The following is a 20,813-nucleotide window of genomic DNA, read 5'->3' as shown; positions in this document are numbered from 1 at the left end:
TTGCATAGTGTTCACGATTCTTGGAGGTTTGCGGAATGCGTTCGGAAGTGACCCTCAAATGCAAGAGACCTTTCGGAATTCTCGGCATGAAGCAGGGGAGTACGAAAACCTCCAGATGCCTGCCAACAATTGCCTGGAAAAGTAGGCGCGCGGAGGTTCAGCAGAGATCTCACACGTTCGTTCACAATGCTTGGGCTTCCACTGTCTTGCCGGGCCAACTCAGTACTACCTGTGTGTTGCCCGAAAGAAATGGCCGGCGGATCGGAATCATGGGTCCAAGTAGATAGTGTCGGAATCAGGACACAAAGATGTCGTGCCCCAAGCGTCCAGAACAACGTAAGGAGAAGCAATGGCCAGTTCGAAGAAAACTCCAGCAAAGAAAACCGATCGCGAAAACGCAGAAAACGGTTTCGTGGCTCCAGAAGTGTTGCGCGAGTCCTTGCAAACGGTGCTTATCCAGCTGCTGGATCTGCAACTGGTAGGCAAGCAAATCCACTGGAATGTCGTCGGCCCCAACTTCCGCGACCTGCACCAGAACCTTGACGAAATCGTGGACATCGCACGCCGCGGTTCGGACGAAATTGCAGAGCGAATGCGAGCCTTGCACGCTACCCCGGATGGGCTGGCCGCGACGGTAACGAAGTACACGAAGCTCGAGCAGCCGGTGAATACCGAAATCCTCACCACCAATGCAGTGGACATGGTGGTCAAGGCCCTGCAGACCACCGTGGCGGTTATGCGCGAGGTCCACGATCCAGTGGACGAGGCGGATCCAACCACCGCCGATATCCTGCACCAGTACATTGCAGATCTGGAGCAGCAGGCCTGGTTCATCAGCGCGGAAACGCGCAAGCCCTAAGGTATGCCAGCACGATCCCGGAAATAGTTAAGTAGCTTGAGGCGCCATTGACATGGCGCCTCAAGCTATTTTAAGGGTGCTACTTCTTCGGTGCAGCCATCGGGATGCGCACGCCACGTTCAGCGGCAACCTCAGATGCCCGTTCGTAGCCGGCATCCACGTGGCGGATGACGCCCATGCCCGGATCATTGGTCAGCAGCGCTTCCAGCTTCGCGGCAGCCAACTCGCTGCCATCAGCCAGGGAAACCTGGCCTGCGTGGATGGAACGGCCCATGCCTACGCCGCCGCCGTGGTGGATCGAGACCCATGAGGCGCCGGAACTGGCTGCCGTCAAGGCGTTCAGCAGCGGCCAGTCTGCCACAGCATCGGTGCCGTCCTTCATGGCTTCGGTCTCGCGGTAAGGCGATGCCACCGAGCCGGAGTCCAAGTGGTCGCGGCCGATCACGATCGGGGCAGAGACCTTGCCGTCAGCGACCAGCTGGTTGAACAGCAGGCCTGCCTTGTGGCGCTCGCCGTAACCCAGCCAGCAGATGCGTGCTGGCAGGCCTTCGAACTCGACGTGCTGCTGGGCGGCATCCAGCCAGCGGTGCAGGTGCTCGTTTTCCGGGAACAATTCCTTCAGTGCCTGGTCGGTGACCTTGATGTCCGCTGGGTCTCCGGACAGGGCGACCCAGCGGAATGGGCCCAAGCCCTCGCAGAATAGCGGACGGATGTAGGCCGGAACGAAGCCGGGGAATTCGAACGCGCGGTTGAACCCGCCCTTGCGTGCTTCGTCGCGGATCGAGTTTCCGTAGTCGAAGACCTCTGCGCCCGCATCCTGGAAGCCAACCATGGCTTCCACATGGGCGGCCATGGCGGCCTGGGCCTTCTTGGTGAAACCCGCCGGATCGGCTTCGGCCTCAGCATGCCACTGCTCCATGGTGTATTCCACCGGCAAGTAGCTCAGCGGATCGTGCGCGCTGGTCTGGTCGGTGACGATGTCGAAGGTGAATTCTCCGGCTTCGTGGCGCTTGAGCAGTGCCGGGAAGACCTCGGCGGCGTTGCCGGCGTAGCCTACAGACAGTGGGCGGCCTTCGGCCTTGGCTGCCAGGACCTTCTCCAGTGCCTTGTCCAGATCCAATTCCACCTCATCGAGGTAGCGCTTGGATGCGCGGCGGCGCAGGCGGGTTTCATCAACGTCAACGATCAGTACCGCACCGCCGTTGAGCGTTACGGCCAACGGCTGGGCGCCGCCCATGCCGCCGCATCCGCCGGTGAGGGTCAAGGTGCCGGCCAGAGAACCGTTGAAGCGCTTTTCGGCGATGGCTGCGAAGGTTTCATAGGTGCCCTGCAAGATGCCCTGGGTGCCGATGTAGATCCAGGATCCGGCGGTCATCTGGCCGTACATCATCAGGCCTTCAGCTTCGAGCTCGCGGAAGTGCTCCCAATTGGCCCAGTCGCCTACGAGATTCGAGTTGGCGATCAGCACACGCGGTGCCCACTTGTTGGTCTTGAAGACACCGACGGGCTTGCCGGACTGGACCAGCAAGGTTTCATTTTCCTCGAGGTCCTTGAGGGTTTCGACAATCGCGTCGAAGGCTTCCCATGAGCGGGCGGCCTTGCCGGTGCCGCCATAGACCACCAGATCGTCAGGGCGCTCGGCAACTTCTGGGTCCAAGTTGTTCATCAGCATGCGCAGCGGGGCTTCGGTGGCCCAGGACTTGGCATTCAGTTCGGTGCCGCGCGGGGCGCGGACAACACGTGGTTCGTGGCTCATGGCAATTCCTTAGAATGTAACGTAGCTAACTAGTTCCATCATTGGCGATTGGCCATGGGTTGGATACCGCGAATTGCGCAGAGCTGTCCGGTATCTCAGAAACGGTTGAATTCCGGGATCCGTCCGGCTCCTAGCTGGCGGAGATCAGGGCAAGTGCGCTGCGCTCGATTGCCGCCGGGCTCAGGGCCCGGTTGATGGCGATCATGCTCGCCCCGCGCAGGGCTCCGACCTCCCAGCTGAGAGAGGTGCGGATCTGCAGATGCTGGGTGGAAAGCGGAGCCCCGCGCTGGTAAACCACTTCGCGGATGCCGGCCAGCAGATGTTCTCCGGCAGCCGAGATGCGCCCGCCAACTACTATCAGCGACGGATTGAGCAGGCTCACGCTGGCAGCCAGCACTTCGCCCAAGTCCCGGCCTGCCTGGCGCACTGCGTGGATGGCTTGGATGTTCCCCGAATTCACCAGGGCGACCACGTCGGTGTTGCTGTGCGCTTCGATGCCCTGTTCACGCAGGGCGGTGGCGATCTTAGGTCCGGCGGCCACCGCTTCAAGGCAGCCTTCATTTCCGCAGTGGCAGAAGATGCCATCGCCGCGGCGGATGCGCACGTGCCCGATATCGCCTGCGGTGCCCTGGGCTCCGCGTTGGAGCAGGCCTCCGGAGATGATCCCTGAGCCGATGCCGGTTGCAAGCTTGACGAAGATGAAGTCCTCGCTGCCGGTTTCCAACTGGTCCTTCTCGCCAATGGCCATCAGGTTCACGTCATTGTCCACGACAACCAGTGCATCCAGGTGCTGCTGGAACCATGCAGGGATATCGAAGCTGTCCCATCCAGGCATGATGGGCGGATTGGCCGGGCGACCGGTCTCGAAGTTCACCGGTCCGGGCACTCCCATGCCGATGGCGATCACATCCTCGCGGGTGCGCTGCTGCGAAGCCAGCAGTTCATCGGCCAGCACCAATGCGGACTCCAAGATCGCCACCGGACCGTCGGCAAAGGAAATGGGTAACTGGGATTGCGCCACCAAGGTGGGTGACAGGTCAGTCAGTGCCACGCGCAGGTGGCTGGCTCCCAAGTCGATGGCCAGGATCAGACGGGCATCGGGGAGCAGGGCAAGACGCTGCGGAGGGCGGCCGCCGGTGGAAGCGCCATCGGTGATGGCGCCGATCAGGCCAAGGCTGATGAGCACGTCGAGGCGTTCTTGCAGGGTGGAACGGGCCATCCCGGTTAGTGCGGCAAGGTCGGTGCGGCTGTGCGCGGCGCCGTCCATGAATAGCTGCAGTACGTCTCCTGCGCCACTGGCGCCGCGGGCGAACTGCAGGCTTCGGGGGCTCGAAGGATTGGCCATGAACCCAGTAAAACACAGTGGAGGAGGAGAATCCCAAACACTTTAGAAGAATATCGACATACTTCTATTGACTATCGACAAAAGTATAACTAGTCTCGATGTGTGATGCAAGTCATGAACATCTGGATCGCACCCACCACTTCTTTCAGGAGACACCTTTGCCTGCCCACGACCTTTCAATCCAGCTGTACACGCTGCGCGAGCACATCGCCGAAGACCTGCCCTCGACCCTCGAACGCGTAGCGGACATCGGCTACACCCAGGTTGAGCCGTACAGCTTCGTGGCCCGCGCCGACGAATACGCCCAGGCGCTGGCCAAGAACAACCTGAGCGCGCCCACCGCACACGCGCCGCTGCTCTCATCGGACTTCGACGAGGTCTTCGCCGCGGCCAGCAAGCTGGGCATCAGCACCGTGATCGATCCGTTCATTCCCGCCGAGCACTGGCAGGACGCCGAGTCCATCCGAGCCACCGCACAGAAACTGAACGAAGCCTCCCGCCGAGGCGCCGAATACGGGATCAAGGTCGGCTACCACAACCACGACTGGGAAATCTCCAGCAAGATCAACTCCACGACAGCCCTGGAATACTTCGCCAGCCTGCTGGATCCGGAAGTGGTCTTGGAAATCGACACCTACTGGGTGGCCGTGGGCGGCGCGGATGTGCTCCAGCTGCTTGAAGCACTGGCACCAAGGGTCATCGCCTTGCATATCAAGGACGGACCGAAATCCAAGAACCACAAGGAACAAGTGCCGGTAGGCAGCGGCTCCATGCCCATTGACCAGATCATCCAGGCCACCCAAGGCATGCTGCATGTGGTGGAACTCGATGACTTTGCAGGCGATATCTTCCAAGCCGTCTCAGCGAGCCGCGCCTACCTCGTAGCAGAAAAGAACTAGGGCATATGGAATCTCAGAATCAGCCAACCGGCGTGGGCATTGTCGGAGCCGGAACCATCAGCGACCAGTACCTTGAGAACCTCACCGCGTTCCCGGATCTGGCCGTGCGCTTCATCGCCGACCTCGACACCGAACGCGCCGCCAGCCAAGCCTCTAAATGGTCCGTCGCGCACTCGGGGACCTATGAGGAATTGCTGGCGCGCGAGGACATCTCGATCGTGGTGAACCTGACCATCCCGTCAGTGCACGTGGAGGTAGCGCTGCAAGCAGTAGTCGCCGGCAAGCACGTCTGGGGAGAAAAGCCCTACGCACTGGACCGTGAATCAGGACGTGCCCTGGCACAGGCAGCTGAAGCAGCAGGAGTCCGCATCGCCGTGGCGCCGGATACGATCCTGGGCGCAGGAATCCAAACTGGCTTGCGGCAGATTGAAAGCGGCGCCATCGGCACCCCGCTCACCGGACTGGCCATCTTCCAAGGACCGGGCCCCGAATCCTGGCACCACAGCCCCGAGTTCCTCTTCGCCAACGGCGCAGGACCACTCTTCGATTTGGGACCCTACTACCTGAGCACCCTGGTGCGCGTCTTCGGACCGGTGGCCAAAGTCGCCGCACTGGGATCTCAGGCTCTCGCGCAGCGGGTCATCGGTTCCGGACCCAAGGCCGGAACCAGCTTCCCGGTTGAGGTTCCAACCCATGTCAGCGCGTTGCTGCACTTCGAATCCGGTGCCAGTGCCCAATGCATCTTCAGCTTCGACTCGAAGCTCAAGCGCGCCGGGTTCGTCGAGATCTCGGGGACAGAGGGTACCGCGCAGCTCTCGGACCCCAATGAGTTCAGCGGCGATACCATCTTGCACCTAGCCGACCAGGAACAGCGCGTTATCGCTGCCGAAGGCTCGGAGTATGGACGCGGCACCGGCGTTGCCGAACTGGCCCAAGCCATCCGCGAAGGACGCAAGGAACGCGTACCTGGCGAACTGGCATTCCACGTCCTGGACATCATGGTCTCCGCCGCAGAAGCCATCGAATCCGGAACCTTCATCGAGGTCACTTCGAGCGTAGAACCCGTCGCGCTGCTGGACCCGGCCTGGGATCCTTCAGCTCCGGGCATCCTGGCCTGACAGCACCACCCTTTACAGCACCACCCGCACCTGAAAAGGAATCACCATGTCTGCACGAATTCTGCTTCATCACTTCTTGGAGCGAAGTGCTCTTTGCCAGTGTGCTCACCAATTCGGACACCAGGACGCTGTCCATCGGCTTGCAGGCCTATGCTTCGCAAACTGATGTTTACTGGAACCAGATGATGGCTGCTTCAGTGGTTGTCTCCATTCCGGTGCTGGTTGGTTTCCTCTTTGCCCAAAGACATCTGGTCGCAGGCTTGTCCTCCGGCGCGGTCAAGTAAGAACAGACAAGGAATTACATGTCTCAGTTGAACAGCCAGCAGGCCGCCCCGGCCATGCAAGAGCTGAAGGTCGGCGTCATCGGCGGCGGGTTCATGGCCCGCACCCACGCCGATGCGATCCGCAGGGCAGGCGCCCAGCTCATCGGGGTGCGCTCCAATGGAGAGCAATCCACCCAGCGTGCGGCAGCAGCACTGGGAGTACCCGCATTTGAAAGTGTCCAAGCGCTGATTGAACAGTGCGACGTCATCCACATCACCTCGCCCAACGCCCTGCATTTTGAGCAGCCAACCGCCGCGTTGGAAGCCGGAATCTCGGTAGTCTGCGAAAAGCCACTGGCTACCAATGCCCACGGTGCCAAGCAGCTAGCCGACCTGGCTGCCAGATCAACGGCAGTCGCGTCAGTGCCCTTTGTCTACCGTTTCCATCCCATGGTGCGGCAGGCCCGAGCCCACGTCCAAGAAGGAAAGCTTGGCCGCCTGCTCACCGTGCGCGGACAGTACCTGCAGGACTGGATGCATACGGTCAGTGACAACGACTGGCGTGTTGAACCAGCCTTGGGCGGACCATCCCGGGCTTTCGCGGACATCGGTTCGCATCTGGTGGACTTGCTGGAATTCATTGCAGGAGAAAAGATTGTTCGCCTGAACGCGACGACTTCCATAGCCCACACCCACCGCGGTGCGGTGGCAGTGGACACCGAAGATGCTGCTGCCCTGATTGTGCAGATGGCATCCGGAGCCATCGGCACAATGATGGTCTCGCAGGTCAATGCCGGGCGGAAGAATGCCTTGACCATTGAACTGTCTGGAGAAAAATCGGCGCTGGAATTCCAGCAGGAAAAGCCCGAAGAACTGTGGATTGGCAAGCCGGAGATCTCATCAGTCCTATCCCGCCAGGCTACGGATTTGAGCGCCGATGCAGCACGCTTGTCGGTGGTCCCTGCCGGACACCCGATGGGTTACCTCGATGCGTTTGCCGCGTTTGTCGCCGATACCTACGCGGCGATCGCCGGGAAAGCACCCAACGGGCTGCCAACATTTGCTGACGGCGCTCGTGCCTGCCAGCTGACCGATGCCGTTTTGGAATCCGCACGCACCGGAGAATGGGTTGCCACGAATGCCTGAAGGAGAAAACACCATGAACGCTACTCATCCTGTGACACTGTTTACCGGGCAGTGGGCTGATATGCCTTTTGAAGAAGTCGCACGCTTGGCTTCCGAATGGGGTTATGACGGATTGGAAATTGCCGCCAGCGGTGACCATTTGGACCTCAAACGTGCTGACGAAGACCCGGCCTACCTACAATCCCGGCAGGATGTCCTGGATAAGTACGGGCTGAAGGTCTGGGCGATCTCCAACCATCTGGGCGGCCAAGCAGTGTGCGATGACCCCATCGACTTCCGCCACCAGGCGATCCTGCGCGACTACGTCTGGGGCGATGGCGAAGGGGAAGGCGTACGCCAACGAGCAGCCCAAGACATGAAGCGCTCGGCACGTGTGGCCCGCAAGCTCGGCGCCGATGTCGTAGTTGGCTTTACCGGCTCGAAGATCTGGCAGTACGTAGCAATGTTCCCGCCGGTGCCCGGCGAGGTCATTGATGCAGGCTATGAAGATTTCGCCGATCGCTGGAATCCGATCATGGACGAATTCGATGAGCAAGGCGTGAAGTTCGCACTGGAAGTGCACCCCTCGGAGATCGCGTATGACCACTGGACGACGGTGCGCACCATGGAAGCAATCGGCCACCGCGAGGCTTTCGGGCTGAACTGGGATCCAAGCCATATGTTCTGGCAAGGGATTGACCCGGTGGCATTCATTACGGACTTCGCCGACCGCATCTACCATGTGGATTGCAAGGACACCCGGATGCATCAACCCAATGGACGCAACGGTATCCTCGGCTCCCACCTGGCGTGGGGAGACCCGCGCCGCCGGTGGGACTTCGTCTCCACCGGCCACGGCGACATCAATTGGGAAGACGCCTTCCGGGCCTTGGACTTCCACGGGTACGAGGGACCGATCTCCATTGAGTGGGAAGATGCTGGAATGGATCGCCTGCACGGAGCAAAGGAAGCCGTAGGCTACATCCGCAGCCTCCTGTTCAAGCGCCCCGAAGCCTCATTCGACGCGGCGTTCTCAAACCAGTAGGAAATTTTCGGTCAGGCCGGACGCTTGCCCTGCACCCGCGAGGTAATGACCGATGCGGTGGCACGGATCTGCTGCACCAGGTTCTCCCGTTGTTCTTCGGGTACCCGGTCAGCCAAGAAAGTCACAGCAACGGCGGCGACAGGCCAATCGTTGGAATCCCGGATTTCCACCGCGAGCGAGTGGAAGTCCGGGGTGACATCCCCACGCTCTACGGCATATCCGCGCTGGGTGCTCTGCTCCAACTCGCGGCGCAATTGCGAATAGCTGGAGATTGACGATTCTGCCACCCGCTCGGAGAAGCTGGCCGCACTCGGGTAGAGCGCACGGACCTGGGATTTGGGCAGCGCGGCGAGAATGGCCCGGCCTGAAGCGGTCAGATGAGAGGGCAGACGAACGCCCACATCGGTAACCAGCGATGGCCGGCCCTTGGCACGTTCTTCGACGATATAAAGAACATCGGAACCGTGCAGCACTGCCAGGTGCGCACTTTCTCCAACCTTATCCACCAGCTGAGCGATCAGCGGGGCGCCTAAGCGCGCCAACGGTTCTTGGCGGGTGTAGGCGCTGGAAAGCTCAAACGAGGAGACCCCCAGGCCGTAAGACTTGTCCTCCGGATAATGGGTGATAAATCCATGCTCAAGCATGACATTCAGCAGTTGGTAGACGCTTGAACGAGGAAGCTCCAATATCGTTGCGATCATTGCTGCCGGAGTAGGAGTTTTCCGACTGGCTAATAGCCGAAGAATCCGCAGGGTGTTATCGGCCGCTGGAACCTTGCTGCCCATGGGGCCTCCTCGAAGAATCGTGCTTCATGCTCTGCAAGGAACTCTAGCAATCTGATCTGCTGTTCACGGCCACCAACCAATTACTAAAAGAAAGTAAGTTGGGAAGGCGTCAATCGCTCCTAGCCGAACTGCCTTGGTCGATAGTGCTAAGGCATATTCGCGGGAACACGACGGGCCGATCCGACTCGCTGCCGGATTTGCACCCAGCCAGCAAGATCCACGAACCTCAAGAAAAACTAAGCATTCACGAAAGCCTCCCCAACCATTTGCGGTTGAGGAGGCTTTTGCGATCGTTGACCAGATGAAATTCTTGGTAATTCCTAGCGACTAGTTGCAGTGAGGAATTGATTGAGCTCTTCCAAAGTTGGAGGGTTAGCCCCGGCACGTGACACGGTGATTCCTGCGCACACCGAAGCGATCTTCATGACCTTTTCGATTTCCAGGCTGTCCAGCTCAGTGCCATCTCGCAGAGACTGGGCCAGTGAGCTTTCCAAGATGGAATGCAGCAACCCGGACATGAAGGCATCTCCTGCGCCGACGGTATCGACGGTGCGAACCGAGACCGAGGGAACCATGACTTCGCTGTGCGCGGTCCGCGCTTCAGCGCCGCGGGCACCGAAGGTGATGACCGCCAACGAGGCGCCGCGAGCCAAGAAGTGTTCCAGGATGCGGTTGGTATCCCAACCCGGGTAGAGCCACAGCGCATCTTCATCGCTGAGCTTGACGATATCGGCCAGGCCAGCCAACTTCTCAATTTGCTTGACCGCATCGGCCCGATTTTCCACCAGCTCTGGGCGCAGATTCGGATCAAAGCTCAGAATCTGTCCTGCCGGGGAAGTCTGGAATGCTTCATGGATTCTAGCGGCACTTGGACCTTGGAATGCGGCAATCGAACCGGAGTGGAACAGTTCAGCCTCGGTAGAAGCCATATTCTGCAGTTTGCAGTTCAACTGGAACTCGTATTTGGCATCACCGGATTCATCGAGCACCACGGTGGCGCTGGATGTCCGTGCATCGGTGTGTGATCCGGCGGCGAGTTGAACGCCGGAGGCAGTCACATGTTCGGTGATCAACCGTCCGTGTTCGTCTTCTCCGATATCCGTCTGCAGCAAGACGTTATGGCCCAAGCGGCCTAGTCCGACAGCAACATTCATCGGGGAACCACCGGGATGCGCGACACCATCAACGATGTCCACTAGAGCCTCACCGGCAACCTGAATAGTAACCATGGCATTGATCCTACGTAACCCGGCGTAAAAAAGCCCATTCGTGTGATCAGGTATTCAACCTGTATCCACGTTTAATGACCGTGGCAATGATTTCCGGTTGCGGCAAAGCCTTGCGCAGGCGGCTGAGGGTCATGTCCAGGGCGTGCTTGGAACTGGCTTCGGGCATTGCCGCACCCAACTCATCACGGGACAAGACACTTCCTCCAGCCTCAATCAGCGCGCGCACCAGTTCGGCCTGTCCGGGGGTCAGTTCGCAGTCCTGGCCCTGCACCGAGAAGGTGCGTCCGCGCAGCTGGACAGGACCGAAAACTGTCTCGGCCTGCAGGGTGCCCAGCGAGCCCAGGTGTTCCACCAACTGGCCGATCATGGCACCCATGCGATGCCGTTCGGGAACCAATGGGGAAATCCCCGCTTCAATCAGCGGGGCAGCGGTCACTGGACCAACGGTGGCCACCACCACGCGTTCGGCCAAGGAGCGCAGCAAGGCTGGCAAGCGGTTGCGTGCCTTGGCGGCAGCGAACAGCGCATGCACACTTGGAGCGCTGGTGAATGTCACCGCATCAAAGTGCGCGGCACATAGACCTTCGACCAGCGCAGAAATTCCACTATCGCTGCTGGTGTCCTGCCAGCGGTACGGCTCGACCTTCAGTACCCGGCTAGCACCCAGCTCGCGTAGGCTATGCGGCATTCCATGATCCGAATCGGCGTGCAGCTGCAGGGCAACGGTCAGTCCTTGCAATTTGCCTTCCAACAGCGTCAGCATCGAGGCGCTGCGTCCATCCTTGGCCACGGCGGCTGGTTCCAGGCCCAGCGCCTTGACGGTTCCGTGGGCTTTGGCGCCGCGCACGTACAGCTGCGCCTGTCCCAGGGTTCCGAGCAGTTGATCGCCGAGACCGGCGGCTTCGGCGGTATCTACCCAGCGCCGCAATCCGTAGGCGGTAGTAATGACAACTATTTGCGGCCGGGCTTCGATCAGCTTCTGCGTTTGGGAGATCAGCTGCTGCTCATCATCCAACGGCGCCAGCTGAAGCAGCGGCGTATGGGTGACTTCGGCACCACGGCGTTCAAAGGCTTCGATAAGTTCTGCCGAGCGTCGGTCACTGGTTACGGCCAGGCGGAACCCGGCCAAGGGTTTGGGGGTATTCATTATGCAACTTCCAGTTGGGGCGCCAGCAAGCCTGGCTCATCTTGCACCGCAATGCTTGCCAGGGCGGCGGGCAATCCGGCAACTTCGCCGATGACGATGACCGCGGGGTTGGAGTGGCCGCGGGCCGTCTGTGCGAGCTTGTCCAGCTGGGTGTAGCTGGTGCGCTGTTTTTGGGTGGTGCCGGATTCGATGATGGCGCAGGGCATCTGCCCGTCCATGCCAACTCGGTGCAATCCGGCCACGGTCTGTTCGATGGTTCCCATGCCCATGAGGATCACGATGCTTCCACCAAGTTTGCTCAAGTGTTCAAGCTGGATGTCGGTGAGCGGATCGTGGGCCGAGACTACCGTGAACATGGTGTTGATGCCACGTGCGGTCACTGGGATGCCGGCAACTGCTGGCACGGTGAGGCAAGAGCTCAAGCCTGGGATGACGTTGACGGGGATTCCTGCGGCTGTGGCCGCGGTGATTTCTTCGTAGCCGCGGCCGAAGACAAAGGGATCTCCGCCCTTGAGCCTGACTACATTGGCTCCGCCTCGGGCTGTTTCGATCATTTGCGCTTCGATTTCCCGTTGAGTGAGTTTGTGATGCCCGGGAAGTTTGCCGACATCAATGATTTTGGCCTGCGGTGCGAGCAGCGGAAGGTGCTCCGCCGGTCCGAGCCGGTCAGCGAAAATGACTTCGGCGTCGGCGAGCGCGTGCACCCCTCGGAGTGTTAGCAGGTCAAGTGCGCCTGGCCCGCCGCCTAGCAAGGTGATGGATCCGGTCTGGGAGGTTGGCTCCAGATGCATGACTGGAATCCGGGAGGCCTGGGTGACCGAAGCGAAGCGCTCCGGTTCAGCATCGCAGATCACCAGCAGGCTGGCTTGTTCCAGAAGTTGAATTGCGGTGAATGGCTCTTGGGCGGTGAGTACCGTGGCGCCTTGGGATTTGAAGCGCTTTACCGCCTTATTGCTCCCGGATTTACTTCCAGCAATCAGCACCGTGCATCCGGTGAGCTCTAGGTCGATGCCAATCATGAGCGCTTTGATTCTGTTCGAGTTTCGCGGGATGACATGGGATTCTCCTTGAACTAGTGGATGCCCCCAAGCTTAGGCGTTCAGCTTTTCTTAGAAGTATCGCCTTTGTTTCAAGCGCAATAATTCGACTAAATGTTAACCTTTTCGAAATGTTCCGTGAGGCCAAATGCAACACAAGGTCATTAAAGTAAATATCGTTGCAAGGCACGGGCTTGGCTGATCCTGCAAAATTCAGTGAGCGAATACGCAGGAGACTTGCCGGGCACTGCCTGCAACGGGCACGCTGGGAGCATGGAATCGCTCTTTGACGACAGCGCACTGCCGCGTACCGGGGGAGCCTTGCGTCCTGGCGCGTGGCATTTGCCTGGCTGGCTGGATACCGCTGCGCAGCAGTGGATTGTCCGTCGCTTCTTTGAGTGGGGCGATGGACCTGTTCCGCCTCACCGGACAACTGTGAACGGGCATCCTATGAGCGTGCAAAGCCTGTGTTTAGGCTGGCATTGGAGTCCCCACCGTTATTCCAAGACGGCAGATGACTTGGATGGCCAACTGGTTGCGCCGATGGAGCAGTGGCTGATTCGCTTGGGCAAGCAAGCTGTTGCAGAAGCGACCGGGGATTTGCGGCGCGCCCAGGACTATCAGCCTGATGTTGCGCTGGTGAACTACTACGATGTGCAGGCCACCATGGGCATGCATCAAGACGCTGAGGAGCGCATCAACGCTCCGGTTGTCTCGCTATCTATCGGGGACTCGGCAACATTCCGCCTGGGCAATACCGAGAACCGCAACCGGCCATGGCAAGAGCTGCGGCTGGCATCAGGGGACCTGTTTGTCTTTGATGGTCCGTCACGCTTTGCCTATCACTCGGTGACGAAGATCCATGCGGGAACCGCACCGGCAGGCTTGGGCCTGGGCGGCGGACGCATCAACATCACGCTGCGCCAGACCGGGCTGGAAGAGAACTAATTGCCTAGATCGATGGTGGCGGCCAGCGCGTAATGATCCGAGTCTGCGACTTCCAACCGTTCCATGCCAGCAGACTGGACACCGCGTAGCATCACGTGGTCGATGCCGAGCATCGGGAACAAGGTTCGAGGCCAGGTCAGGGCCAGACCCCAGTCGCTGTAGTGGGCTTCTTCGAGTTGGTCGGCTACCGGTGCGAAGTGGCGGTCGGTGCTTGTCGCGTTGAAGTCTCCGGCCGCGATGATCCGTGGGGAGTCATCATTGGCGAAGTAGTCTCCGAGGGAAGCTAGCATCTTGTCCCGCTCATGGTGACCGGTAGGCCGTGCCGATGCGGCGTGCACCGCGTACATGCGGATGTCTCCCTGCTCGGTGGCCACGTCTACGCGCAAGGCGCGATCCCAGCCCAGCCCCAGATCCAAGGGTTCTGGATTCTTCAGCGGGTAGGCGCTCCAAACCCCTACGGTGCTGACCATGTAGCGGTACGGGTGGGACTTAGCCAGCTCGGCGGTGATTTCTGGTTCCTGGCCTTCGCCGATTTCCTGCAGGGCGATCACCTGTGCACCGTGGTCGGCCAGTTCGCGGGCGGCCTGCGCACCGGCGGACTCGTGGACGTTTTGCGTCGCCAGACGCAGTGAAGCTTCGGGGACGGGCTGTGCCGAGGGAATGAAAGCTGGTCCGAAGAGGACAGCCCAGACAACTATGGGCACAAGCAGGCTGATGAAGCTAATGCGTCCGCGCACTACCAGGGCCATCAAGAAGAGCACAGGAATTCCGATGCCCATCCATGGAGCCAGGTTATCGATGATCAGCCCGAGTCCCAGCACGTCGGGGATCTGCTGGTGGAACACCATCAACCCAGCCAGTGCGAAACAGAGCATGGCAAAGAAGAACCTCGCGATGATTCGCGAGGCCGACAGACGGTGGTGCGATGAATGAGACATAGGACTTAATACAGTGGCACAAAATACTGTGGGATTCGTAATTATCGGCTTGGGGAATGCCAGTGTCGCGCCATGTATTCACTACGATGGATAAGAGCGACAAGGGAGACGCTTTCCAAGCCCCTGCCATGAATTGAGAAATTGAATGACTGCCTACTTATCGGGCGGAAAACTGCTGTTGGCAATTGTTGCCTTGGCCATGGGTGGCGTCGGTATCGGTGTCACCGAGTTCGCCATGATGGGCTTGCTCCAAGAAGGTGCAGCTGACCTTCAAGTCAGTTACGCGCAGATGGGCCTGATGATCAGTGCCTACGCGATAGGCGTCGTTGTCGGTGCTCCGGTGCTCACTGCGCTGGCTGCAAAGATTCCGCGCAAGCGTGCGGTGCAATTGTTGATTCTCTTCTTCACGCTGGCGAACCTGTCTTCATTTTTCGCTGCCGATTACAACGCCATGCTGGTGACCCGCTTCGTTGCAGGCCTGCCGCACGGCGCGTACTTCGGGCTGGCCGGCGTACTTGCCGGCAGCTTGGTTCCAGCCACCATGCGTGGTCGAGCCATTGCTTGGGTGATGCTCGGACTGTCCGTGGCTAACGTTGCCGGTGTCCCGCTGGTGACCCGCCTTGGCCAGGAATACGGCTGGCGTTCAATGTTCTTGGTGGTCACTGTGATCGGTGTGCTGACCGCGGTGCTGATTACCTTGTTCGTTCCGTGGAGGAAGAGCGAAGCCGGGGCGAGCATCCGCCGGGAACTCACTGCGCTCAAGAGTGCCCAGGTGTGGTTGGCGATGCTCACCGGCATTGTCGGCTTTGGCGGTTTCTTTGCGGTGTACTCATATATTTCACCAACCTTGACCGAAGAGGCCAAGCTGCCAATTGAGCTGGTACCGCTGGCTTTGGCGCTCTACGGCTTGGGCATGGTGGTTGGTTCGCTGGCCGGTGGCCGGCTTGCGGACTGGTCGATCTTTGGCGCGATCAAGCTTTCAAGCGTGTTCATGGTCGCCACCATGCTGATTTTCGCTGTAGTGACCAGTTGGGTGATTCCGACAATGATCATGGTCTTCGTGATGGGAGCCGTCGGCTCGCTGCTCATTCCTGCATTGCAGACTTTGTTGATGGACTCCGCTCCGCATGCGCAGTCGCTGGCAGCGTCGTTGAACCACTCGGCCCTGAACGTGGCCAACGCCTTGGGCGCTGCACTGGGTGCGGCGGTAATCGCTGCCGGGTATGGTTTCCGAGCACCATCGGTGGTTGGTGCTGGCCTGGCCGCGTTGGGCCTGCTGATCGCTTGGATTACCCAGATTCGTGCAAAGAAGGTGGGCCTGCTCGTGGGTCGCGAAGCGATGGAAGCCCGCGAGCAGGCACGAACCCGCTAATGCTCTGCGGCTAGCTTGCCACCGCGGAGATATTGAACATCCAAACAACTCCGAACTTATCGCGCAGCTCCCCATAGGAGTCGCCCCAGGGGGCCTGGGCCAGTGGCTGGTTGACCTGGCCGCCTTCGCCCAGTCCTTCCCACCACTTGGTCAGGGTGGCTGAATCGAGGCTGTCATTGCCGTCGCTGCTCAGCGCGATCACGCCATTGCCTCGCACATCCATTTCCGGGGGTGTATCCGAAGCCATCAAATGCAGGCCACGCTCAACAAAAATCGAGGCGTGCATGATCAGGCCGGCCACGGCCGGGTTGTTGTCGTTCATGCCTTCTTGGAAGGTCAGCATGGAAAGTTCTCCGCCGAGTACCTGATGGTAGAACTCCATTGCTTCCTTGGCATCTCCCGCGAAACGCAGGTAGGGGGTTAGTCCGATGCTCATGGGTCGTGCCTTTCAGATCTGTGGACGGGGCCGGTAGGTCCCGCCCGTATTCTTCCACTTCGCCGGACACATGTGAATAGCGAAAGTGACCAGCGTCTCGATTTTCCGATTTGGTGTTTTCTGCTGTGCTCCGGTAGAGTTTTATCTCGGTTCAGAGGTTGTTCAAGCCGATGAAACCACCTCATTTGGGGGTATGGCGCAGTTGGTAGCGCGTCTGCATGGCATGCAGAAGGTCAGGGGTTCGAATCCCCTTACCTCCACCAATATTATGTCTCGGGAGATCGGTAAGACGATATCCCGAGACACTAGTCTTTTAACTGTCAACTATTCAGGCTGGAAAATCCTTTTGGGGCTATAGCCCCGGATCAGCCAGACGATAGCCTGTGCCTTGTCATAAGCTGGGCTACGGGAATCGCGCGTGAGCAGCACGCGCGAGGTTGATCATCACATCGCGAAAGGCGGCCAATTTGCTGGTTCTGCACGCGTTCTGGACAATGGCCGACGGGCCTGGGCTGTGGGCCGAAGATACCTCCAAGTCGGTGAACAGCACCAGCCAAGCAGTGAAAAGTGCGCGCCCCCACCCCTTCGCTGCCGAGCCCGTGCAACTTGAAGCGCTGGCCGTGCGTGGCGAAGCCGGTGTTCTTGAATTGCTCCTTCCATCGCTGAAGCGCGCGCCACTGGATTCACCGCAGCTGATCCGTGTCGAAGCGCGCCGCGCCTCGAAAAGCGCACCGTCCCTGACGGCATGGCAAGTTCCGGTCCGCTGGCTAGCACCGGTGGACGTGGCCGAGATGGCCGAGGACGATCCCGGGCCGGACAATACGCTGGCTCGGCTGATGTTTCCGGAACGTTGGGCCAGTGGAGAGAGGCTCGATACTGATGTGCGACTGTCGGACTCGGCCAAATATTTGCGCGAGTTGGCACTCTTCGCCCAGGAACTGGTGCTGCGGGCCCGAGTGCTGCCGCGCGTGTCCTGGGTTGCGGGGCAGCACCCGGATGTCCCGCAGATTCCAGAGGCCCGCTGGACTGCGGTCTTGCGTGGACCAGATTCCCGGGCCGCCGCAGAACTCATCTCCGCCATGCCAGCCTCCTTCCGCGCAGCTCCTGGATCCAACCATGCCTCAAGGCTTTTTTCCAGCGCGCTGGACTACCTGGTCGATGCCACCCTCCGACGCAACCTGCCGACGGACTTTGAAGCGCTTCCGTCTCGTCGTGGCCGCACCCCGGCAACAGTCCCCGCCGCGGAATCCTGGATGCAGGCGCTGGTTTCTGGCAATCCGTTGGTCACCGCTCCCGCGACCGAAGTGCAGGCGTTGCAGCGCGCCCTGGCCGAGTGGGACGAATACGCACAGCCTGATCGTAATGCGGCACATTTGGTGTTGCGCTTGGACGAGGTTGCAGAAGGCCACGAACCGGGTACCGGCCCCGACGTGGAGAACAAAGTGTCAGACGTTGCGGCTGGATTCCGTCTGGACTTCATGCTCCGTTCAGCTGTCGACCCGAGCTTGCTGGTGGACGCTGCAACGGTGTGGCGTGACGAGGCCGGGTTGTCCCGCTGGTTGGGTCGCCCGCGCGAGGTGCTGCTGGCAGCGCTGGGCAAAGCCGCGCGGATCTACCCGGCGATCCGCGACGGATTGCGCTCCGCGCGCCCGACTGGCCTGCAGCTGAATGATACGCAGGTGGTGGACTTCCTTGCTGAGTTTGCCCCGGAACTGAGCGCCGCAGGCTTCGAAGTACTGCTGCCGCATTGGCTCAATCGTCAGGCCCAGCTCAAGCTCAAGCTCGCCGGCAAGAGCGGGGAAGCCCAGAGCAGCGACGCAGCGACCGCGGACCCGCGCTTCGGGCTGCAACAGCTGTGCGATTTTGAGTGGAAACTGGCTATCGGCGAGCTGGAACTCACCGAGGCTGAACTCAAGGCCTTGGCTGAGGCGAAGTCCCCGCTGGTGCGCCTGCGCGGTCAATGGGTTGCGCTGGATGCCAACCAGTTGCGCGAGGGCCTGGACTTCCTGAACCGGCGACGTGGCGAAACCGGCACCGCCGGAGAACTGCTGCAACTGGCGGCCGGGCACGCAGAGTCCTTGCCGCTGCAGCTGGAGACGGTCACCGCCGACGGTTGGATCGGCTCGCTGCTCGATGGCAGTGCCGCCTCGCAGATCCAGCAGGTGGATACGCCGCAGCACTTTGGTGCTACCCTGCGCGACTACCAGCGCCGCGGGCTGTCGTGGTTGAACTTCCTGGCCGGCCTGGGGCTGGGCGCCTGCCTGGCCGATGACATGGGTCTGGGCAAGACGGTGCAGCTGCTGGCCTTTGAATCATTGCGTCGCTCCGCATACGGGGAAACCGGACCCACGCTATTGGTTTGCCCGATGTCGCTAATTGGCAACTGGCAGGCCGAAGCGGCCAAGTTCGCACCGCAGCTTCGCTTGCACGTGCACCACGGGTCGGCGCGCCACCGGTATGACTTGATGGAGGTCCTCGCCGGGCACGACCTGATCATCACCACGTACACCACGCTGGCCCGCGATCAGCAGCTCTTGGCCGGGCACAACTGGAATCGCATCGTCTTCGACGAGGCGCAAGCGGTGAAGAATCGGCATGCCGGCGCCGCGAGGGCGCTGAAGTCCTTGCCGGCCCGCCATCGTGTGGCGTTGACCGGCACCCCGGTGGAGAACCGACTGAGCGAGCTGTATTCGCTGATGGACATCCTGAATCCCGGATTGCTCGGTGCGCCCAAGGAATTCCGCACCCGCTATGCCATCCCGATCGAACGCCACCAGGATGCGCAGGCCGCCGCGAAGCTGCGCCGCATCACCGAGCCCTATCTGCTGCGCCGGGTCAAGACCGACCCGGCGGTGATCTCCGACTTGCCGCAGAAGATCGAAATCGACCAGTACTATTCGCTCAGCCAGGAGCAGGCCACGCTATACCAGTCGGTCGTCGGCGAAATGATGGACAAGATCGCCAACTCCGAAGGGATCGAACGCCGCGGCCTGGTGCTCGCGGCCATGGCCAAGCTCAAGCAGGTGTGCAACCATCCCGCCCAGTTGCTGCATGATGGGTCGACGGTCGCAGGGCGCAGTGGCAAGGTGGCGCGGCTCGAAGAGCTGCTCGAACAGATCGTGGCAGAGGGGGACAAAGTGCTGTGCTTCACCCAGTACACCGAGTTCGCGCAAATGCTACTGCCGCACCTGGCATCCCGTTTGGACGCCGAAGTGTTCTACCTGCACGGCGGCACCAGTCGCGCCAAGCGCACCGAACTGGTCCAGCGCTTCCAGGCCACCGATCGACCGGCGATCTTCCTGCTCTCGCTGAAGGCCGGCGGCACCGGGCTGAACCTGACGGCTGCCAACCATGTGCTGCACCTGGATCGCTGGTGGAACCCGGCGGTGGAAAACCAGGCCACCGACAGGGCCTTCCGCATCGGGCAGAAGCGCAATGTGCAGGTGCGCAAGTTCATCTGCCGAGGCACACTAGAAGAACGCATCGATGAGATGATCAAGGATAAGCAGGCGCTGGCCGATCTGGTGGTCGGCGACGGGGAAGGCTGGGTGACCGAGCTGTCCACCGATACACTGCGGGAATTGTTCGCGCTATCCACGGAGGCTATCGATGCGTAATAACCTTGGCCGGTTCTATCCCGAAGCGAAGCCACTGGCCGTGGTTAACGGGCTCACGGCTCGCAGCACGCGCGGCGCGATCGGCTCCTCATGGTGGTCCAAGCGCTTCATCTCGATCCTCGATGGGTTCGGCATGGGCTCACGGCTGCAACGTGGCCGGGCTTACGCACGCAAGGGTCAGGTGATCTCCCTGGATATCACCCCGGGCCTGGTTGCGGCCCGTGTGCAAGGTTCCACCCCACGTCCGTACTCCGTGCAGATCAGCCTGGGAATCTTCCGCGACGCGCAGTGGGAGCAGGTGCAACAGATACTGAACCAGGATGCCTGGTTCGTGGCCAGCTTGCTGGACGGGCAGATGCCCGAAGACATTGAGCGGGTCTTTGAAGCAGCGGGGCTCTCACTATTCCCTGCCAGCCGGCGCGAGCTGTCGCTGAGCTGCTCCTGCCCTGATTCTGCGGTGCCCTGCAAGCATCTGGCCGCTGCCTTCTATCTGCTGGCCGAACGGTTCGATGAGGATCCGTTCAGTATCCTGGCCTGGCGTGGCCGTGACCGGGAATCCCTGCTCGGTTCGCTGCACCCCATCGGGCAGGACACCAAAACGGCCGATGGAGGGACCGCCGAGCAGGAGGCCGGTACCCCGCTGGAGGAAGCGTTGGAAGGCTTCTACCAGTCTGGTCCAATGCCGGCAGGACGGAGCGAAGCTTTGGGCACTGCCCTGCTGATTGACCAGCTGCCATCCAGCGGGGTCACTGTGCGCTCTATGGCGCTGGAAGATGTATTGCGTCCGATCTACCGGGCACTGCGGGAGAACCGGTAAATGTCCACCACCTCTACGTCTGCACCTCCGAGCCCGGGCCAAGGCGAGCTGATGGCTCAACCCGGAACGGCAACTGC

Annotated in this window: 18 protein-coding genes and 1 tRNA gene; 11 read left to right on the top strand and 8 right to left on the bottom strand. The window is 60.6% G+C overall.

The genetic code is table 11. From position 1 onward, the window contains the following. Positions 1-349: 349 nt before the first annotated feature. Positions 350-859 carry a Dps family protein gene (locus tag AARI_RS14720; protein ID WP_013350071.1) on the top strand — a complete coding sequence of 170 codons (510 nt, stop codon included), beginning with the start codon at positions 350-352 and terminating at the stop codon, positions 857-859. Between the two features lie 79 nt (positions 860-938). Here the strand turns inward: AARI_RS14720 and hutU are convergent, their stop codons facing one another. Next, a complete protein-coding gene (gene hutU / locus AARI_RS14715; protein WP_013350070.1) occupies positions 939-2,615 on the bottom strand; it encodes a urocanate hydratase in 1,677 nt (558 codons plus the stop codon). 130 nt (positions 2,616-2,745) lie between these two features. Then, positions 2,746-3,960 carry an ROK family protein gene (locus AARI_RS14710; protein WP_013350069.1) on the bottom strand — a complete coding sequence of 405 codons (1,215 nt, stop codon included), beginning with the start codon at positions 3,958-3,960 and terminating at the stop codon, positions 2,746-2,748. Between the two features lie 158 nt (positions 3,961-4,118). Between AARI_RS14710 and AARI_RS14705 the strand changes: the two genes are divergently transcribed. From AARI_RS14705 to AARI_RS14685, 5 genes are all read left to right on the top strand, one after another. Further along, positions 4,119-4,859 (top strand): sugar phosphate isomerase/epimerase family protein, encoded by a 741-nt coding sequence (locus AARI_RS14705; protein WP_013350068.1) that lies wholly within the window; start codon positions 4,119-4,121, stop codon positions 4,857-4,859. Between the two features lie 5 nt (positions 4,860-4,864). Continuing rightward, positions 4,865-5,977, top strand: a complete 1,113-nt coding sequence (locus AARI_RS14700; protein ID WP_013350067.1) for a Gfo/Idh/MocA family protein — start codon at positions 4,865-4,867, stop codon at positions 5,975-5,977. 86 nt (positions 5,978-6,063) lie between these two features. Beyond that, entirely contained in the window at positions 6,064-6,261 is a 198-nt protein-coding gene (locus tag AARI_RS14695) for an ABC transporter permease family protein (protein WP_041649016.1), read from the top strand. Between the two features lie 18 nt (positions 6,262-6,279). Further along, a complete protein-coding gene (locus AARI_RS14690) occupies positions 6,280-7,386 on the top strand; it encodes a Gfo/Idh/MocA family protein (protein ID WP_013350066.1) in 1,107 nt (368 codons plus the stop codon). Between the two features lie 13 nt (positions 7,387-7,399). Then, positions 7,400-8,410 (top strand): sugar phosphate isomerase/epimerase family protein, encoded by a 1,011-nt coding sequence (locus AARI_RS14685; protein WP_162094125.1) that lies wholly within the window; start codon positions 7,400-7,402, stop codon positions 8,408-8,410. Between the two features lie 11 nt (positions 8,411-8,421). Here AARI_RS14685 and AARI_RS14680 read toward each other — a convergent pair whose 3' ends face one another. From AARI_RS14680 to cobA, 4 genes are all read right to left on the bottom strand, one after another. Next, the gene (locus AARI_RS14680; protein ID WP_013350064.1) at positions 8,422-9,195 is read right to left on the bottom strand and encodes an IclR family transcriptional regulator; all 774 of its coding nucleotides are present in this window, start codon (positions 9,193-9,195) and stop codon (positions 8,422-8,424) included. Between the two features lie 320 nt (positions 9,196-9,515). After that, positions 9,516-10,424: a carbohydrate kinase family protein gene (locus AARI_RS14675; RefSeq protein ID WP_013350063.1), complete on the bottom strand. Its 909-nt coding sequence runs from the start codon at positions 10,422-10,424 to the stop codon at positions 9,516-9,518. A gap of 46 nt (positions 10,425-10,470) precedes the next feature. Further along, positions 10,471-11,571 carry a uroporphyrinogen-III synthase gene (locus AARI_RS14670; protein WP_013350062.1) on the bottom strand — a complete coding sequence of 367 codons (1,101 nt, stop codon included), beginning with the start codon at positions 11,569-11,571 and terminating at the stop codon, positions 10,471-10,473. Continuing rightward, entirely contained in the window at positions 11,571-12,590 is a 1,020-nt protein-coding gene (gene cobA / locus AARI_RS14665) for a uroporphyrinogen-III C-methyltransferase (protein ID WP_013350061.1), read from the bottom strand. The genes AARI_RS14670 and cobA overlap by 1 nt, the downstream gene beginning before the upstream one ends. A 291-nt stretch (positions 12,591-12,881) precedes the next feature. Here cobA and AARI_RS14660 point away from each other — a divergent pair, with 291 nt between their 5' ends. Continuing rightward, positions 12,882-13,556, top strand: a complete 675-nt coding sequence (locus tag AARI_RS14660; protein ID WP_013350060.1) for an alpha-ketoglutarate-dependent dioxygenase AlkB family protein — start codon at positions 12,882-12,884, stop codon at positions 13,554-13,556. On the opposite strand, the gene AARI_RS14655 is transcribed toward AARI_RS14660, so the two are convergent. Further along, a complete protein-coding gene (locus AARI_RS14655) occupies positions 13,553-14,494 on the bottom strand; it encodes an endonuclease/exonuclease/phosphatase family protein (protein ID WP_013350059.1) in 942 nt (313 codons plus the stop codon). The two genes, AARI_RS14660 and AARI_RS14655, sit on opposite strands and share 4 nt — an antisense overlap. Positions 14,495-14,639: 145 nt before the next feature. Between AARI_RS14655 and AARI_RS14650 the strand changes: the two genes are divergently transcribed. Then, entirely contained in the window at positions 14,640-15,866 is a 1,227-nt protein-coding gene (locus tag AARI_RS14650; protein ID WP_013350058.1) for an MFS transporter, read from the top strand. A 10-nt stretch (positions 15,867-15,876) separates the two neighbouring features. Here AARI_RS14650 and AARI_RS14645 read toward each other — a convergent pair whose 3' ends face one another. Further along, positions 15,877-16,302, bottom strand: coding sequence for a VOC family protein (locus tag AARI_RS14645; RefSeq protein ID WP_013350057.1), 426 nt, complete (start codon positions 16,300-16,302; stop codon positions 15,877-15,879). 187 nt (positions 16,303-16,489) lie between these two features. On the opposite strand from AARI_RS14645, the gene AARI_RS14640 reads away from it, so the two are divergent. The 3 genes from AARI_RS14640 to AARI_RS14630 all read left to right on the top strand — a co-directional run bounded on the left by AARI_RS14640 (position 16,490) and on the right by AARI_RS14630 (position 20,736). Next, positions 16,490-16,565: transfer RNA gene (locus AARI_RS14640), tRNA-Ala, on the top strand. A gap of 204 nt (positions 16,566-16,769) precedes the next feature. Continuing rightward, positions 16,770-19,919, top strand: coding sequence for a DEAD/DEAH box helicase (locus AARI_RS14635; protein ID WP_013350056.1), 3,150 nt, complete (start codon positions 16,770-16,772; stop codon positions 19,917-19,919). Continuing rightward, the gene (locus tag AARI_RS14630; RefSeq protein ID WP_013350055.1) at positions 19,912-20,736 is read left to right on the top strand and encodes an SWIM zinc finger family protein; all 825 of its coding nucleotides are present in this window, start codon (positions 19,912-19,914) and stop codon (positions 20,734-20,736) included. The genes AARI_RS14635 and AARI_RS14630 overlap by 8 nt, the downstream gene beginning before the upstream one ends. Positions 20,737-20,813 lie beyond the last annotated feature (77 nt).

Origin of the sequence: Glutamicibacter arilaitensis Re117, assembly GCF_000197735.1 — a bacterium.
GTDB lineage: Bacteria > Actinomycetota > Actinomycetes > Actinomycetales > Micrococcaceae > Glutamicibacter > Glutamicibacter arilaitensis.
This window is presented reverse-complemented; position numbering and strand designations above follow the sequence as displayed.

Bases quoted from the DNA above. Each gene is read 5' to 3' on its own strand.
- hutU (WP_013350070.1), bottom strand. From the start codon at position 2,615: ATGAGCCACGAACCACGTGTTGTCCGCGCCCCGCGCGGCACCGAACTG.
- AARI_RS14710 (WP_013350069.1), bottom strand. From the start codon at position 3,960: ATGGCCAATCCTTCGAGCCCCCGAAGCCTGCAGTTCGCCCGCGGCGCC.
- AARI_RS14690 (WP_013350066.1), top strand. From the start codon at position 6,280: ATGTCTCAGTTGAACAGCCAGCAGGCCGCCCCGGCCATGCAAGAGCTG.
- cobA (WP_013350061.1), bottom strand. From the start codon at position 12,590: ATGATTGGCATCGACCTAGAGCTCACCGGATGCACGGTGCTGATTGCT.
- AARI_RS14660 (WP_013350060.1), top strand. From the start codon at position 12,882: ATGGAATCGCTCTTTGACGACAGCGCACTGCCGCGTACCGGGGGAGCC.
- AARI_RS14670 (WP_013350062.1), bottom strand. From the start codon at position 11,571: ATGAATACCCCCAAACCCTTGGCCGGGTTCCGCCTGGCCGTAACCAGT.
- AARI_RS14655 (WP_013350059.1), bottom strand. From the start codon at position 14,494: ATGTCTCATTCATCGCACCACCGTCTGTCGGCCTCGCGAATCATCGCG.
- AARI_RS14675 (WP_013350063.1), bottom strand. From the start codon at position 10,424: ATGGTTACTATTCAGGTTGCCGGTGAGGCTCTAGTGGACATCGTTGAT.
- AARI_RS14700 (WP_013350067.1), top strand. From the start codon at position 4,865: ATGGAATCTCAGAATCAGCCAACCGGCGTGGGCATTGTCGGAGCCGGA.
- AARI_RS14720 (WP_013350071.1), top strand. From the start codon at position 350: ATGGCCAGTTCGAAGAAAACTCCAGCAAAGAAAACCGATCGCGAAAAC.
- AARI_RS14630 (WP_013350055.1), top strand. From the start codon at position 19,912: ATGCGTAATAACCTTGGCCGGTTCTATCCCGAAGCGAAGCCACTGGCC.
- AARI_RS14650 (WP_013350058.1), top strand. From the start codon at position 14,640: ATGACTGCCTACTTATCGGGCGGAAAACTGCTGTTGGCAATTGTTGCC.
- AARI_RS14685 (WP_162094125.1), top strand. From the start codon at position 7,400: ATGAACGCTACTCATCCTGTGACACTGTTTACCGGGCAGTGGGCTGAT.
- AARI_RS14680 (WP_013350064.1), bottom strand. From the start codon at position 9,195: ATGGGCAGCAAGGTTCCAGCGGCCGATAACACCCTGCGGATTCTTCGG.
- AARI_RS14645 (WP_013350057.1), bottom strand. From the start codon at position 16,302: ATGAGCATCGGACTAACCCCCTACCTGCGTTTCGCGGGAGATGCCAAG.